This window comes from Rhodococcus oryzae, assembly GCF_005049235.1.
Classification (GTDB): Bacteria; Actinomycetota; Actinomycetes; order Mycobacteriales; family Mycobacteriaceae; genus Rhodococcus_G; species Rhodococcus_G oryzae.
Map to the genome: position 1 here is coordinate 285,975 of NZ_SUMD01000001.1, position 13,039 is coordinate 299,013.

At 65.5% G+C, this 13,039-nt stretch carries 11 protein-coding genes and 3 pseudogenes; 5 read left to right on the forward strand and 9 right to left on the reverse strand.

Features of this window, described 5'->3' with window-relative positions:
- The first annotated feature begins 207 nt into the window (after positions 1 to 207).
- The 3 genes from FCG67_RS01270 (at position 208) to FCG67_RS01285 (ending at position 3,782) form a co-directional block, all read left to right on the forward strand.
- Positions 208 to 399 (forward strand): hypothetical protein, encoded by a 192-nt coding sequence (locus FCG67_RS01270; protein WP_136906437.1) that lies wholly within the window; start codon positions 208 to 210, stop codon positions 397 to 399.
- A complete protein-coding gene (locus FCG67_RS01275) occupies positions 378 to 818 on the forward strand; it encodes a zeta toxin family protein (protein WP_342775448.1) in 441 nt (146 codons plus the stop codon). The genes FCG67_RS01270 and FCG67_RS01275 overlap by 22 nt, the downstream gene beginning before the upstream one ends.
- A 2,487-nt stretch (positions 819 to 3,305) precedes the next feature.
- Positions 3,306 to 3,782: a hypothetical protein gene (locus FCG67_RS01285; protein WP_136906441.1), complete on the forward strand. Its 477-nt coding sequence runs from the start codon at positions 3,306 to 3,308 to the stop codon at positions 3,780 to 3,782.
- A gap of 260 nt (positions 3,783 to 4,042) precedes the next feature.
- Here FCG67_RS01285 and FCG67_RS01295 read toward each other — a convergent pair whose 3' ends face one another.
- Positions 4,043 to 4,582: a GIY-YIG nuclease family protein gene (locus FCG67_RS01295; protein ID WP_211243083.1), complete on the reverse strand. Its 540-nt coding sequence runs from the start codon at positions 4,580 to 4,582 to the stop codon at positions 4,043 to 4,045.
- Positions 4,583 to 4,705: 123 nt separating this feature from the next.
- Here FCG67_RS01295 and FCG67_RS01300 point away from each other — a divergent pair.
- Both FCG67_RS01300 and FCG67_RS01305 read left to right on the forward strand, forming a co-directional pair.
- A pseudogene (locus FCG67_RS01300) lies at positions 4,706 to 5,413 on the forward strand (SOS response-associated peptidase); the annotation flags it as partial.
- 17 nt (positions 5,414 to 5,430) lie between these two features.
- Positions 5,431 to 5,805: a hypothetical protein gene (locus tag FCG67_RS01305; protein WP_136906443.1), complete on the forward strand. Its 375-nt coding sequence runs from the start codon at positions 5,431 to 5,433 to the stop codon at positions 5,803 to 5,805.
- Positions 5,806 to 5,933: 128 nt separating this feature from the next.
- Here the strand turns inward: FCG67_RS01305 and FCG67_RS25295 are convergent, their stop codons facing one another.
- The 8 genes and pseudogenes from FCG67_RS25295 to FCG67_RS01340 all read right to left on the reverse strand — a co-directional run.
- Positions 5,934 to 6,233 (reverse strand): helix-turn-helix domain-containing protein, encoded by a 300-nt coding sequence (locus FCG67_RS25295; protein ID WP_342775435.1) that lies wholly within the window; start codon positions 6,231 to 6,233, stop codon positions 5,934 to 5,936.
- 117 nt (positions 6,234 to 6,350) lie between these two features.
- Positions 6,351 to 6,848 (reverse strand): hypothetical protein, encoded by a 498-nt coding sequence (locus FCG67_RS25620; protein ID WP_342775436.1) that lies wholly within the window; start codon positions 6,846 to 6,848, stop codon positions 6,351 to 6,353.
- 69 nt (positions 6,849 to 6,917) lie between these two features.
- Positions 6,918 to 7,202 (reverse strand): annotated as a pseudogene (locus FCG67_RS25665) (acyl-CoA thioesterase domain-containing protein); the annotation flags it as partial.
- A 395-nt stretch (positions 7,203 to 7,597) separates the two neighbouring features.
- Positions 7,598 to 8,323, reverse strand: a complete 726-nt coding sequence (locus FCG67_RS01320) for a recombinase family protein (RefSeq protein WP_246044721.1) — start codon at positions 8,321 to 8,323, stop codon at positions 7,598 to 7,600.
- 239 nt (positions 8,324 to 8,562) lie between these two features.
- A complete protein-coding gene (locus FCG67_RS01325) occupies positions 8,563 to 8,811 on the reverse strand; it encodes a hypothetical protein (RefSeq protein ID WP_246044722.1) in 249 nt (82 codons plus the stop codon).
- 209 nt (positions 8,812 to 9,020) lie between these two features.
- Positions 9,021 to 11,153, reverse strand: a complete 2,133-nt coding sequence (locus FCG67_RS01330) for a tyrosine-type recombinase/integrase (protein WP_246044724.1) — start codon at positions 11,151 to 11,153, stop codon at positions 9,021 to 9,023.
- Positions 11,150 to 12,277 (reverse strand): tyrosine-type recombinase/integrase, encoded by a 1,128-nt coding sequence (locus FCG67_RS01335; protein ID WP_136906448.1) that lies wholly within the window; start codon positions 12,275 to 12,277, stop codon positions 11,150 to 11,152. Before FCG67_RS01335 ends, FCG67_RS01330 begins: the two co-directional genes overlap by 4 nt.
- A 59-nt stretch (positions 12,278 to 12,336) precedes the next feature.
- Positions 12,337 to 12,716 (reverse strand): annotated as a pseudogene (locus FCG67_RS01340) (recombinase family protein); the annotation flags it as partial.
- Positions 12,717 to 13,039 lie beyond the last annotated feature (323 nt).

Here is a 13,039-nt window from a genome sequence, read left to right on the forward strand (position 1 = left end):
GAAGGTCGACCGGGAACTGGTCCCGACCCCCGCTCGGCGGCGGCTACAACCGAGATCCTGCACCGCTGGCGCGCATCCCAGCCCGACGTCCGGCTGGACCGTTCGGGGTATTTGCTCGCCGGTCCACCAGGCGCTGGTAAGTCTTCGACGCACGAGCATCTGTTCGACGGCAGCGACCGAAACCACTAGCGTGAACTCGATTCCGACGTGTTCAAGGGCTACCTCCTCGAGGCCGCCATCACCGACGGCTCACTCCAGGAGATGCTGCCCGAGCACCTGCGGATGCCCGCCGATCAGAGCTACTTCTACCCGAACGAGCTCTCCGCACTCGTCACCGCGAATCGACTGAGCTATTCGCCGTCGCCGCACGAGAAGCGATCAGCCGCGGAGACAACCTGATCATCGACGGCACGATGGCATGGAAGCCGTGGGCCGAGGAACTCGTCGGCCGACTGACGGCGGCCGGCTACAGCATCCAGATCGTGGACGTGGAAGCGCCGCAGGAAGTCGCGGCCGAGCGCATCGTCTCCCGATGGCGTCAAGGATTCCTGGCGGCAGCAGCCGAACCAGCCAACCCCGGCGCACAGATGGGAGGCCGATGGATACCTCGCGCCGCCGTCGACGGCCTGTTCACCGACCTCCGGGAACACGACGGCAAGCCGCTGCACGAAAAGTCCGTCACCGAGGTCAACGCCTGCGAATTCAGCGAGGAATCCCCCTCGGTCACCCGGTACGACCTGTACCGGACCAAAGCAGTCGACCGCGGCGCCGACCACATCGAACGCCACGAACGGGCCCCGGGAGCGACCTGCAACTGACGTGGCAGGCACCAGACAACTCCGCGGCGAGTGAGGCGAATACATCTAGCGTCGACTCCGCAGTCCTCGGCGGACTGCGCGCGGCCAGCGCGGCATTCCCCAAGCGGCTCGGCAAGGTCACCCGCACCAGCGAGTCCGTAAACGGACCGGCAACCTCAGGCCCTGAACTCGACCCGCCCGGCCGCGATGTAGGTCCCGAGCTGTAGCTGCCATGCTCGGAGCGGCTTAGCGTGGACCGGATCAGGTTGCCTGACGGGCACGCGACATCGACTCCCGTCGCCTGGCCGAAATCGTCCAACCGAAGGTTCGGACAGAGGGGATTTCGGCCAACGGTTTCGGCCGACAGACCCCGCCAGGTCGGGCACGGGGTACCGAGGCTGCCGATTCGCCGCCGAAATGGTTCGATTCTGGCCAGGCATGCCCAAGCCCCAAGATCGAAGCGGGTACTCGAGTAGTCGATTACTCATGACTCACGGCCGCAGGAAGAACACGCTGAAAGTGCAGCAGGAGGATCCGAGGCGTCGACCCGACTTGCACACTCAAACGCAGCCCTCCAGGAGGCAAATCAAACCAACTAGTATTTTTTTCAGCGAATCGCAGTTGCGCAGCCTCGGGGCGCATGCTCGATCCATTCCGGTAGACAATCCTTCGAGTGCAATAGGAAGCAACGATGGATAAAAGCGAATCAACAATGTGTAAAGAATCGTTTGTGGTAGCAGAGGGCCCCACCCCAACGGTCATCTCTACCAGTCCAGACTCCCCGGCCGCCCCATTCATTGTTCAACGAAGATTGTCATCCCTAGAAGAAATGAAAGACGCTGGATTAATACCTCCCACAGTTTCACTCAGAGACCTCAACGATGCAAAAGAGATTGCGCAGCACATATCATTTCCCGGATTAATGGAGCTGCCATCGGGTCAGTGGGTATCCGACCATCCAATACAAGGAATTAATGCGATTTCCCCCAGGGCAGCCATCACCCAGGAGGTGATACACCTGACCACTGCACATCTCGAACGGGTAGGGCACAGTCGTGCACTCGCGGATATGGTCGCCAAAAGGACTGCGGAGCTAATGTCACCAGTAGGCGATCGACAAATGCTAATCAACGTGGCCGATTTCGGTGGACTCACCCTGGACATTCGCGGGTTGCTCTATGTCAAAAGGGATATCTTTTCCCTTAAAGCATTTCACATCCTCTTCCACTGGTCTGGTTGGATCATACCTCAGGGCACGCACTTCTTTCTCACTTGCGGAAGAATCAGTGGGGTCGACGATAGACCCAACCTGAAATTGCACTACGACCTGATTGCGCGGGACATTTCGGGCAGTACTCCTCGACCAGGCCCAGTAGAAGGATGGACCAATAGGCTCTCTGTAGACGAGATACGCCGACGCGCAGAAGTAGTTACACAAGGATGGAGATAGGCGCCGACAATTCTAGAAAGGAAAAAGAAATGGGCGGGATAGACCAGCGTGGCGCGGATGGAACCAACGGAGCGCCCGGAACGAATGGGACAGTGGGTGCTGTCGGGTCAAACGGCGCGGATGCAGTATGCACCTCCCTCTTCTCTAATGACGAAGGTTCTGGGCGTGGAGGCGACGGGGGCCCCGGCGGAAATGGGGGTCCAGGCGGAAATGGTGGCGACGGCGACCCTGGAAAGACATTCGAGATTCATGTCGAAGTGCTCGGCAGCGGGTGGGAGGTCGATACTTCAGGAGGAAAGGGGGGAAATGGTGGCGCTGGCGGTAAGGGTGGCGCTGGCGGAGCAGGTGGTAAGGGCGGATTTGGAAGAGACTGCGAGCCCAGCGGCTATGGGGGAAAGGGCGGAGACGGTGCAAACGGCGGAAACGGCGGAAACGGCGGAAACGGCGGGATCCCTGGCGACCTCTTGGTGTTCTATGTCAGCGACCAAAGCAGTGGAATGAATATATTCATCTCAAAGGGGGGAGGGTCCGGCGATGCTGGGCCGGGCGGGGGCGGAGGAGACGCAGGGGCGCAAGGTGAGAATGGTGATTATAGCGATTTCAGCCATGCAGTAACAAGCGCGGGCGATCCTTCCCCTGCAGGTAAAGCCGGTTCGACAGGCGTGGCTGGCGCTCCTGGAAAGACCGCTTCTGCCAAGACTGGGAAATTCACGCAGGTCACCCAAATCTAAGCACTTCGTCGTCTCAGAAGGATTGCCGGATGCGTCCGGGCAACCTCGGATTGGGGGGTGGTGAACCGATTTCTCGTTCATTCTCGGACCGCGGGTGCCACCGCGATTGAGTCAGCGGTGACGACGAGGGCAAGAGTCAGCGCGTTGCGCCCCGTGCCGCTCGCCGCTCGCAGCGTGATGACGGCCAGCCATTGCGCGTCAGTGAGCTGGATCCATGCGTGCTGACTGGCTGGCATGAGCCCTTCGAGGCGAAGTCCCGCGGCCCGTGTCCGCAGGTTAATCCGGTCAGGCCTATGTGCGCCTCGGGCGAGCGAGAGTGCCCGGTCGATGTCGACGAGCACCGGCCGCGGCGGGCTGAATCGCTGGATCGCGGGCGTCCGTGGCTACAACTCCCGACAGGCCTCGAATAGTTCGAACATACATGCGATTGTGCGCTTGGCGAGACGGCGGCGCCAGGTCGGGGTAGCTCTACCAGATGGCGAGCTGCTGCTCAGTGACCCGCGACGTCCCGGCGATGGTTCCCTGTCGCCGGCGTACGCGCTCGACACTCGTACCCGCGGCGGCGGCGATCCGGATCCATGGCACTCCCTCGCGGCGGGCACGGTCGATCTCGTGGCACGGGTCGATACCGGCACGCTGGGCGATGGCGATCTTGACGAGAACGCCCTCCTCGCTGTGTACGCAGTCGCGACCGCACTCTCGTCGGATCGGGATCGCGCCGAACGCGCCCTCCCCATCGTGAAGGACCTTCTCGCAACCCTTCGTTCGATGTTCCCTGGCGGCGGCCGCGGCGGTGAGAAGTGAGCCGCCGGGATCCTCGCGGCCGCCCGCCACTGTGCCCCGACCATGTTCTCGATCTAGCCATCGAACTGCAGGAATCAGGGCTGTCGCTTCGGGGTATTTGCAAGGAACTCAACGCCGCAGGATTCCCCACCCCTACAGGTCTAGCAACCTGGGGAATCAGCCACATCAACAAACTCCTCGCCACCCGTAACGCCATGGAGCGCAAGGCATCACAGCGGCACTCAATGGAGGCGCCGGTTGCAGGCGCACCTGTCGGATGGTCAGGCGCTGGCGGTGTAGGCGGCGCGTGCAGTCTCGATGATGACGCGGGCGGGGCCGCTGGCGTGGGACACGTTGAGCGGCGGCGCCCACTGGCCGATTACGGCTGCCTCGACCGCGGACGGCGTCGGGTGCAGGCACCACGACACCCGCAGATTGGCGTGCATCCACGTTGTCAGGCGGATCTCGTCCTCATCGACGAGTACGACGCGGTCAGTGCGCCGCGTCCGGTAGCCCTCGGTGTCGAGCAGCAGCCCGGCAAGGGTGCGCCGCAGGGTGGAGGATCCACTGCGGCGCAGGTGATTGCTGTTGATCCGCCGCCGCAGGTTCGTGGCAAGACCGACGTAGAGCAGCCGCTCGCCGGCGCTGGTGGGGTGCGCGGGGCCGGGAAGCTGAGGGAACACCTCGGGAGCTGCCCACCACGCGTACAGACCCGCCGCGGCCGGCAGCGTAGACAGGTCATCGAGCGCGTGACTGGTGGCGCTGAGGGCAGTGATGGTGCCAGCCGGATCGAGCGGGGTCACAGGGGTCGGGGTCTGCACGCCGTCAGTGTGCCGTGACCGGCCGACACACGGCGATCGCGCGTGAATCGGCGAGGCTTAGTGTCGGCATGACTATCGTCCGCGGTATACCTGGCGATGATGGGAGATCCGAACGTGTGTTGACGGTATGCGAGCACCAGCACCCGACGGGACCTGCTCTCGACCTTCGATGCCACCGAGGCGGTCGGCGAGGAGCTGCTGGCGTCGTACAACGTCGCGCCGACGCAGCGGGTGAACGTCGTGCTCGACCGTGCCCCGCTCGAGGATCCCGACGCGACCCCGATCCGGCAGCTCAACAGCACAGTGAAGTGGGGCCTAGTGCCCTCGTGGGCTAAGGATCCGACGATCGGGTCCCGGATGATCAACGCCCGGTCCGAGACCATCACCCAGAAGCCTGCCTTCAAGGCGGCCGCCGCCCGCCGTCGGTGCATCATCCCGGCTGATGGCTACTACGAGTGGATGAAGGGCGAGGAGGGCAAGAAGATCCCGTACTTCCTGCATGCCGACGGGGTGATCGCGATGGCCGGCCTCTACGAGCTGTGGCCGGACCCCGAACTGCCCGAGGATGATCCGGGTCGCCGGCTGTGGACATGTACCGTGCTCACCCGGGCCGCCACCGATGCGACCGGGCACATCCACGACCGCTCCCCCGTGATCCTGCCTGCCGAGTTCCAGGAACACTGGCTCGACCCCAACCCGACCGACCGCGACGACGTCGACGCGCTGCTCAACTCCATCCCCGAGCCACATCTCGAACCGTATGAGGTCAGCACGGCCGTCAACAGCCCGCGCAACAACACCCCGGAGCTGCTGCGCCCGGTGCACCTATGACCTGGCGCGGATGGCTCATGGCCATCCCAGTCGCGGCCGCGATCCCCACTGCAGCGGTGCTGGTGCGCGGCGACCTCGCCGTGCTGCCGATCGCCCTGGTGTTCGCGGCCGTCGCAGGCGCGCTACTCGGGGTGTGCGCGCTCGCCGGCGCCCAGGCCGCGATCATCATCGCCCGCGAGACCCACCCTCGCTCCTGGGTGTGGCGGCAACTGTTCGCGCTCTGCGTCGCGGCCGCGACCTTCCTGCTGGCTCTGCCCACCACCGCATGGTTGACCGGTGCGACCGCAGCCGCCTCGCTGCTCCCGTACCTGGTAGGTGTCGCCGCGATCGCCTACCTCTGTGGCGCCGTCGTCTGCCCGCCGCTGTCGCAGGTACTCGACGTCAATCGGTGACCTGTCGCTGCGGCAAATCTGAACCTCCCCGAGCCGCACGCAAAACGGAAGCCCGGGGAGGTACGTCCACGGCAACGGGGATTCGCGGGGACTATCCGAGTTTTACACAGCTCGCCGCTCGCGCGCGCTCACCCGATGTGCCGGTAGAGCGTGCTCCGGGCTACTTCAAGCACTTCGGCAATCTCCGCCATCGGGGTGCCCTCTGCGCGCATCTTCTTGGCAAGGCGCTTCTTTGCTGGGCTGAGCGCGGTGGGGCGGCCGCCAACGCGGCCCCTCTCGCGGGCGACAGCAAGGCCGGCGACGGTTCGCTCTCGGATAAGGCTGCGCTCGATTATGTGGACAACTCTGTCTCCGCAAGCCGAATACAACAGAGCTGCCGGGTGCGGGTAGTACGAACCATCCTGTTGGACGCAACCATTCGTGCGCACTCTAGTCAGGTGGTCTCCTGGCGGAACACTAACCGCCGCAACCAGGGGACTGCCCCGTCAGCTGAACACGGGGCAGTCCCGAGATCTGGCGCTTTGCGTCCACCGGGACTGTGGAGGCTAGTGAGTTGAGTCGAAATCGGGTTGGTAGGAACGATCGGATTCTGCCCATTGATCGGGGCCGCTCGCTGAATTCAGGCTGCCGGCCATGTGGGCGACCGAGCCGACCAGACTGATCCCGAACCGACCGTGTCGATCCCACATCGACGCCGCTCCGGCAGCGATACCGCTGTCGGCGATGTGGTTGTCTGCCTCGATCCCGACAACCGGACTGATCGGCAGTCGCGACAGGAGAATCGTCACGTCGTGGTTGATGAAGCCGATTCCGCGATCGCTCCAACTGGTCAGGGTGTTGGTCAGTTCGCCGACCATGGCGGCACGAACGAATGGGGTGTTGTCCATGCCGGAGATGACCTGCGGTTGGTCGAACCACAGGCGCTTCCTGCCGGCGTTCTGGTGTTCGGGCATGGCGAAGCTCCACCGGTCCGGGTGCTCGTCGCTGCCCCAGAGAATGCCGGGATTGGGCAGCGACTCGATGAGTGGCTCGGGCGGGGTCATCGACTCGCTGTCTGGGTGCCACCGTGAACCCGGCGGATCTTGTGTCGGTCGGATCGACACCATGGACGCTCGCGCTACGGCACGATCTCCCTGTCGTACGACCACGTCGGCGATGCGGATGCTGCGGCCCTCCCGGACCACCGTGGTGTCGGTCTGCAAAGGAGCAAACGTCGGCTGCCGGAAGATGTCCAGGGTGAACTTCGCTGGGCGATACCCGGGTGCGCTGCAGTCCGACTCCACCGCATGAGCGGTCAATCCCGCCAGGGCCGATCCGTTGATCGAGTCCGGGGACCACTGACTTTGGGAGAACGGGAGTGGTTGGTATCCGTCTTCTCTGCATTCGAAGTAGGCCATGGAGCTCCTCTGATTTGGTGAGAACGGTCGGCGTCACTTCTGCCAAACTAGAACGTGTTCCAGTATGGCGCAGCATCGAACGCCGTGGAAGGAAGCCGCCAATTCGGCGACGCGACGGCTGTCAAGCGTCGACGGAATTGGATGTCACCGGCGGATCATGCGTGGTCGGGGCAAAGTAGCGCCGGATCCGTTCGCCACCCGGCGGCGGTGAGCCACTGTTGGACTGGCGGCGACAGGAGATTGCTACTGCCGGTGCCAGCGGCGAGTTCTCCAGCGAGGATGGGGCCGTCTTCGCAGACTGCGCAGGCGATGTCGACGGCCGGTTCATCGGGTTGGCAACTGCGGCAGTGGTTTCGAGCGACAATCCCGACTGCGGCGCTGGGATCGCGATACAGTCAGGACACGGCCAGGTCGGCGCGTTGATGGGCGGCCTCGGCGCGGGTGGTTGGCTCGTTTTCGCAACTCGGGCAGGCACGCGGAGTACTTCGCGCCGGCGCGGGGTGTTCGAGTGTGTTCACGCCAAGGTCGGCGGGCGACGACGTCGCGGGATCCGCTGGTGCAGCGGCGGACTTGCTCAGGTGCCCGTAGAGGGTGGTGCGGCGCACGCCGAGGAGCCCTGCGATCTGGGCAACGGTGTGCCCGCCGGCGTCATACAGACGTTGGGCGTGCTCGACCTGCTCAGTGGTGAGCTTCGAGGGCCGCCCGCCCTTGCGGCCGCGGGCCCGGGCGGCGGCGAGCCCGTCTCGGGTGTTGGCCACGATCAACTCACGTTGGAGCTCGGCGAGCACCGAGAGCATCCCGAACATGGCGCGTCCCTCGGCGGTGGCGGTGTCGATGCCCTGCTCGAGCACCTTGAGCCCCACGCCCTTCTCTCGCAGCTCGGCGCCGAGGCCGATCAGGTGCAGCACCGAGCGCCCCAACCGGTCGAGACGAGTGATCGCGAGCTGGTCGCCGTCGCGCAGCAACTTGAGCACCAGGTCCAGCTTCGGTCGAGACGCCTTCGCGCCGGAGGCGTGATCGACGTGGATGTTCGCGGGGGCGACGCCGGCCCGGCGCAGTGCGTCGATCTGATGGTCCGGGTTCTGGTCCCCGGTCGAGACGCGGGCGTAGCCGATCAACATCCGTCGACAATATCCGAGGGCGGGGTTATCCGACGTTGATTCTCGACACGGGTATTCGACAACTGCGGCCTGGGGCAACGATTTTCGGCCGAGCTTGTCGACAAACGATGGTTTTCCGACACAGTCCGGTGTGACTCGCGGACCGCTCGTCCCTTTCAGTTCGAGCGGTGGCGGAGCCGGCTCGGGCAGCCGTCAAGCTCGGCGACCTCGTGCTCGCACTGTGTCTCGTTTGGGCGTCGCTACCGCGTTCTGGTGAGCGCTGCCGAGATGATCGAGGCAACCGTGTCCGGGTCTCTGGGAGTGAAGGCCGGCGTCCCGTAGCCCCAGATCTCCAACACGATTGCGGTGTGCTTCCTCGGTCGCAGTAGGTCGAGGCTGTACCAGTGGCTGAAATCGCCCGTGCCCCAGATTCTCCACCGACCTCCGATGTCGGGGAGTGCGGCGGTGTGCACGTACTCGATTCGCTCGTAGGGCAGGAACCTGCTCACGAACGGAAAGTAGAAGTGTCGAATCGTCACGCCTCGGTCGTCGAGACGCACAGTCCTGTCTTCATAGAGAATCCCACCCATACCCGGGACCATAGCTTCATACGTCGTTGCCTCGCGATGCGGTGGGCGCTGACGGTTCGCGCAGCGGCGACATTGCGCACCAGAACTGCCATCTGGCCATTCGAGACACCTCCACATCTCGCCGCGAGTCACAGACCTGCGATCGGACCGCCATGGTGGATGCAGGCGTCCGGCTCCTCGCCGAGGTCTTTCAGGAGCGAGGTGAGGCGGTCGGCTGTGCGTTGGTGGCGTTCGACCTCTCGGTCCCAGCCGCGGGTTGCGGCGTCGGCGATCAGGGTGTGTTCGGTGGCGAGGCGCTGACGCAGCCGGGGCGCGTAGTCGCTGGTGGTCAGGAATTTTGAGCAGGTCAGCACCAGGTCGCATTCGCAGGGGCCTTCGGCGGGCAGGCGCAGGCAGTGGCCGAGTTCGAGTTCTGTCTTGAGGAAGTTCGTCTGCAACCACGACACGGCCTGCGGGTCCAGGCGGTGCTCGCGCATCGCCTGTGCCGCTGGCCCGGCCAGGCTCACCCCGTCGAGCTTCCGGTCGAGTGCATCCTGGTACTGCTGTTTGACGATCGGATCCGACAGGGACGCGTAGATCAGCGACATGTGCGGAGTGCGGTGCCCGAGCACCGCCATGATCGTCTGGAGCCGGGCGCCGCCCTCGGCCAGCTGGGTGCCGATGGTGTGCCGGAACCGGTGCGCGCTGACGGTGGGCCGGCCCCGCGAGTCGAGCAGCCCTGCGGCGGTGCACGCGGCCTTGAGTGAGAGGTCGAACAGGAATCCCTTCGACAGCAGCTTGCCGCGCACGGTGAACACGTGCTCGACGGCCCTGTCGGCGCTGGGATCGTAGAGGCCGCGCGCGCCGCGGGCGCGGGCGAGCTCGATCAGCGGCCGCAGGACCGCGGCCGCGTCGGGATGCAGGGGGATCGAGCGTTCGGTGTATCCCTTGCCGACTGGGATCCGCAGCCGCGGATGCCCGTCTGGGTAGGTGTCGAGACAGTTGACCTCGAGCCGGCGGATCTCGTCGCGGCGGGCGCCGGACCAGCGGGCGACGATCAGCGCGGCCCGCTGGTACGGGTCGGTCAACTGCTCGACCGCGTCCATCAGGGCAACAAGCTCGTGGTCGGGGATGAACCGGGGCACGGTCTTGGCGATCTTGGGGATGTCCCCGCGGGTGAACAGCACCCGCCCGGGCACGTCGTCCCAGCCCCACGATGCAGTCTCGGAAACGAACCGGGCCAGCAGGGTCACGATCGAACGACGGGTACTCAGCGCCAACGGCAGCCCGGTCTGCTGGCCGGTCTGCTCACCGAGCCACCGCAGAAACTGCTCGGCGTGCTCGCGGGTCAGCTGCTCAAAGCTGGTGACCTCCGGATGCTCCTCGCGCAACCACAGCACCAGGCGTCGCAACGCGTCACGGAAGTGGCGGACCGATTGCTCCCGCCCGAGATTCGCCTCCAAGTGCAGCCCCAGATAGCGCTCGATGACCGCACGCATCCGGGGCTGTGTCCCGTCCGGGGCGAGCCGGGAGGTCCAGGAACCGGCGTCGACCCGACCCGGCGGCGCCATGTCGACCTGCCCGATGGTGAACAACAGCAGGTGGGTCGCGTTGATCCGTTTGGCGACCGTGCGGCGGAACGACTCGACCGGATCTGCCGGAAGACGCTTGCCACGGGAGCGGCCGTAGAACTCGCGGATCGGTTCGTGACGCAGCCGTTCGGTGAAGGTATCGGCCGCACGCCGTATCTCGTCGATATCTGCCATGGTGATTGCCGCGAGATCGGGGTCGCCGCGGTGCAGGAGCAGGCGCCCCACCGCGGCCTTCAGGTCGGTCCTTGCGCTGGCCGCGGTGTAGCCGAGTTGTTCGAGCCGGCTCACGTGCCGCTCGAAGAGACCCAGGCCGACCCCCAGCCCGGTCGGCGCGGCGGAATCAGTGAAGGGGCTGGCGAACGTGCGGGCAAACAGCACCTCGTAGTCGAGTCCGACGCCATGCACCAGCGACAGATACGACAGGTACGGCATGATCACGCTGGCCCCGCCGTGCGGATGCTGCCCCGGCACCGGCCTGTCGGCGTCGAACGTGCGCTGCGCGAGCGGGGCGGCGAACCAGTCGGTCAGCCTCGGCCAGCGGGCGACGAAATCGTCGTAGTTGTACAGCCGCGAATACCGGGCGCCGGGGGTGACGTGCCGCCACAACCAGGCGCGGTAGGTCGTCCGGTCCACATGGTCGACCACCACGGGGGTCTCGAATGGACCCTCATTGGCGGCGGCCGCGGTCACGGCCGATTCCCGAGGGCCGCGTCGTACTCGGCGAGCACCTGCTCGTCGGAGACTTGGGTGTAGACGCGGATCGATTCCGGGGATGCATGACCCAGACGTCGTTGCAGGGCAAGCTCTCTCATCCCGGACTCCCACATCGCCGTCGCGTGCGTGTGGCGCAACGCGTGCGGCGTCTTGCCCGGGGACCGGATACCGAGCCGGTCCAGGCGGCGGGCGAACCCGCGCGCGAGTGCCTGATAGCTCAGCGGGTCGAGCCGGCGGCGACCGGAACCGCCGACCAGGAACACGAACTCGCTGACCGCGGCGGTCGGTCGCTCGTGCAGCACATAGTCGCTGACCGCGTCGAGGGTGCGCGGCTCGTGCAGGTCGACCACCCGCTCTCGGCGCGCCTTCGCCCGCGCCCCACGCGGGTGGTCGTCGCGCTTGCGGATCGTCACCCGTCGCCGCCCGTAGGCGATGTCCGCCAGCCGCAGGCACAGCACCTCGCCGGGTCGCAGTCCGCCGTCGAGCATCAGCAGGAAGATCGCCAGGTCACGCCGCGAGGTCATGCTCGTCAGCAGCGACTCGATGTCCTCGCTGCTCAGTGGTCGGGGCAGTCGGATCGGCAACCGTACTCGCACCGCGCGGCGCACCGGCCGCTGCCGGCTCGCGTCTCCGGTGAAAGGGCGGTGCCGGTCGAGGACCTTCGCCAAGGCGGGGTCGTCGCGCTTCTGGAGGGGGTTCTCCGCACCGCTGTACAGCTCGGCGGCGATCGCCCACTCGTAGAAGCTGGAGGTGGCCGCCAGGATTCGGGCGACGGTCGTCGAGGAGAGTCGCCGACCCTCCTCGACGGTGATCGCCAGTCCCAGGCGCTGAGCGGAGGCGCGGCTGGGGATCCGGCGCAGATAGCCCAGGAATTCCAGAGCCGTCGAGGGGCGGAAGTCCGTCCACACGATGGTCCGCTCGTCGCAGAACATGAACAATCGGCGCAGGTCATAGGCATACGCGCACAGCGTGTTCGGGCTGTAGCCCGAATCGGCCAGATGTGACAGGAATCGGGACGCCGGCACGATCTCGTGACCGTCGTCGTCGACCAGGACCGCACGGCGGACGATACCGCCGACGGTGTGCTTGACCACCCGCATACCGGCCTCCTTCTCAGGTGCCGGTACCTACTGCATCAGGCAGCGACCCCCAACTCAAGGAGGCCGGAATCCCGGCGTGTCGAGATAACTGAGAAATCGGCCAGAGCACCGAAGATGTGGAAGATCAGCTTCCCGCCGGCGGTCGATGTGTCGATGGCCTCGGTCAGCGAGCGGAAGGCCACCCACGCTGCTCGAGCGCGGTGACGGTCTCGATCAGATGCGGGAGGCTGCGGCCCAGGCGGTCGAGCCGCCACACGACGAGGGTGTCTCCCGGCCGGAGCGCATCCATCGCGGCGGCGAGCTCGGGCCGGTCAGTCTTTGCGCCCGATGAGGTGTCGGACCACACCCGAAAGCACCCGGCGGCGCTGAGAGCGTCCGTCTGGAGGTCGAGGTTCTGGTCGGCGGTCGAGACCCGGGCGTAGCCCAACAGTGCGCTCACGGCCGCGAGTGTCCCAGAACTCACCGACAGCACCAGGTTTCGGGACAGCAGCATTGAGACACGTATTTGGGACACGTGAGGCGCTGGTCGCTGGCCGCCACTCCCCTGCCCCAATTCGTGTCCAGGAAACCTCCGATTCCGCGACACCAAGGACCCGACCACGAACCACCATTTTCGGAGCGCCGGAAGTTCCCGCCCGAACGGACTCGATTTAGACCGGGTGGTCGGTCATGATCTAGATAGGTGATTTGCCGCCGCTAGGAGATCAGCAACTGCGGGAGGAGCCGGTTCGGGTGGTTGAACGCTGCTGGTGCCTTAGATGT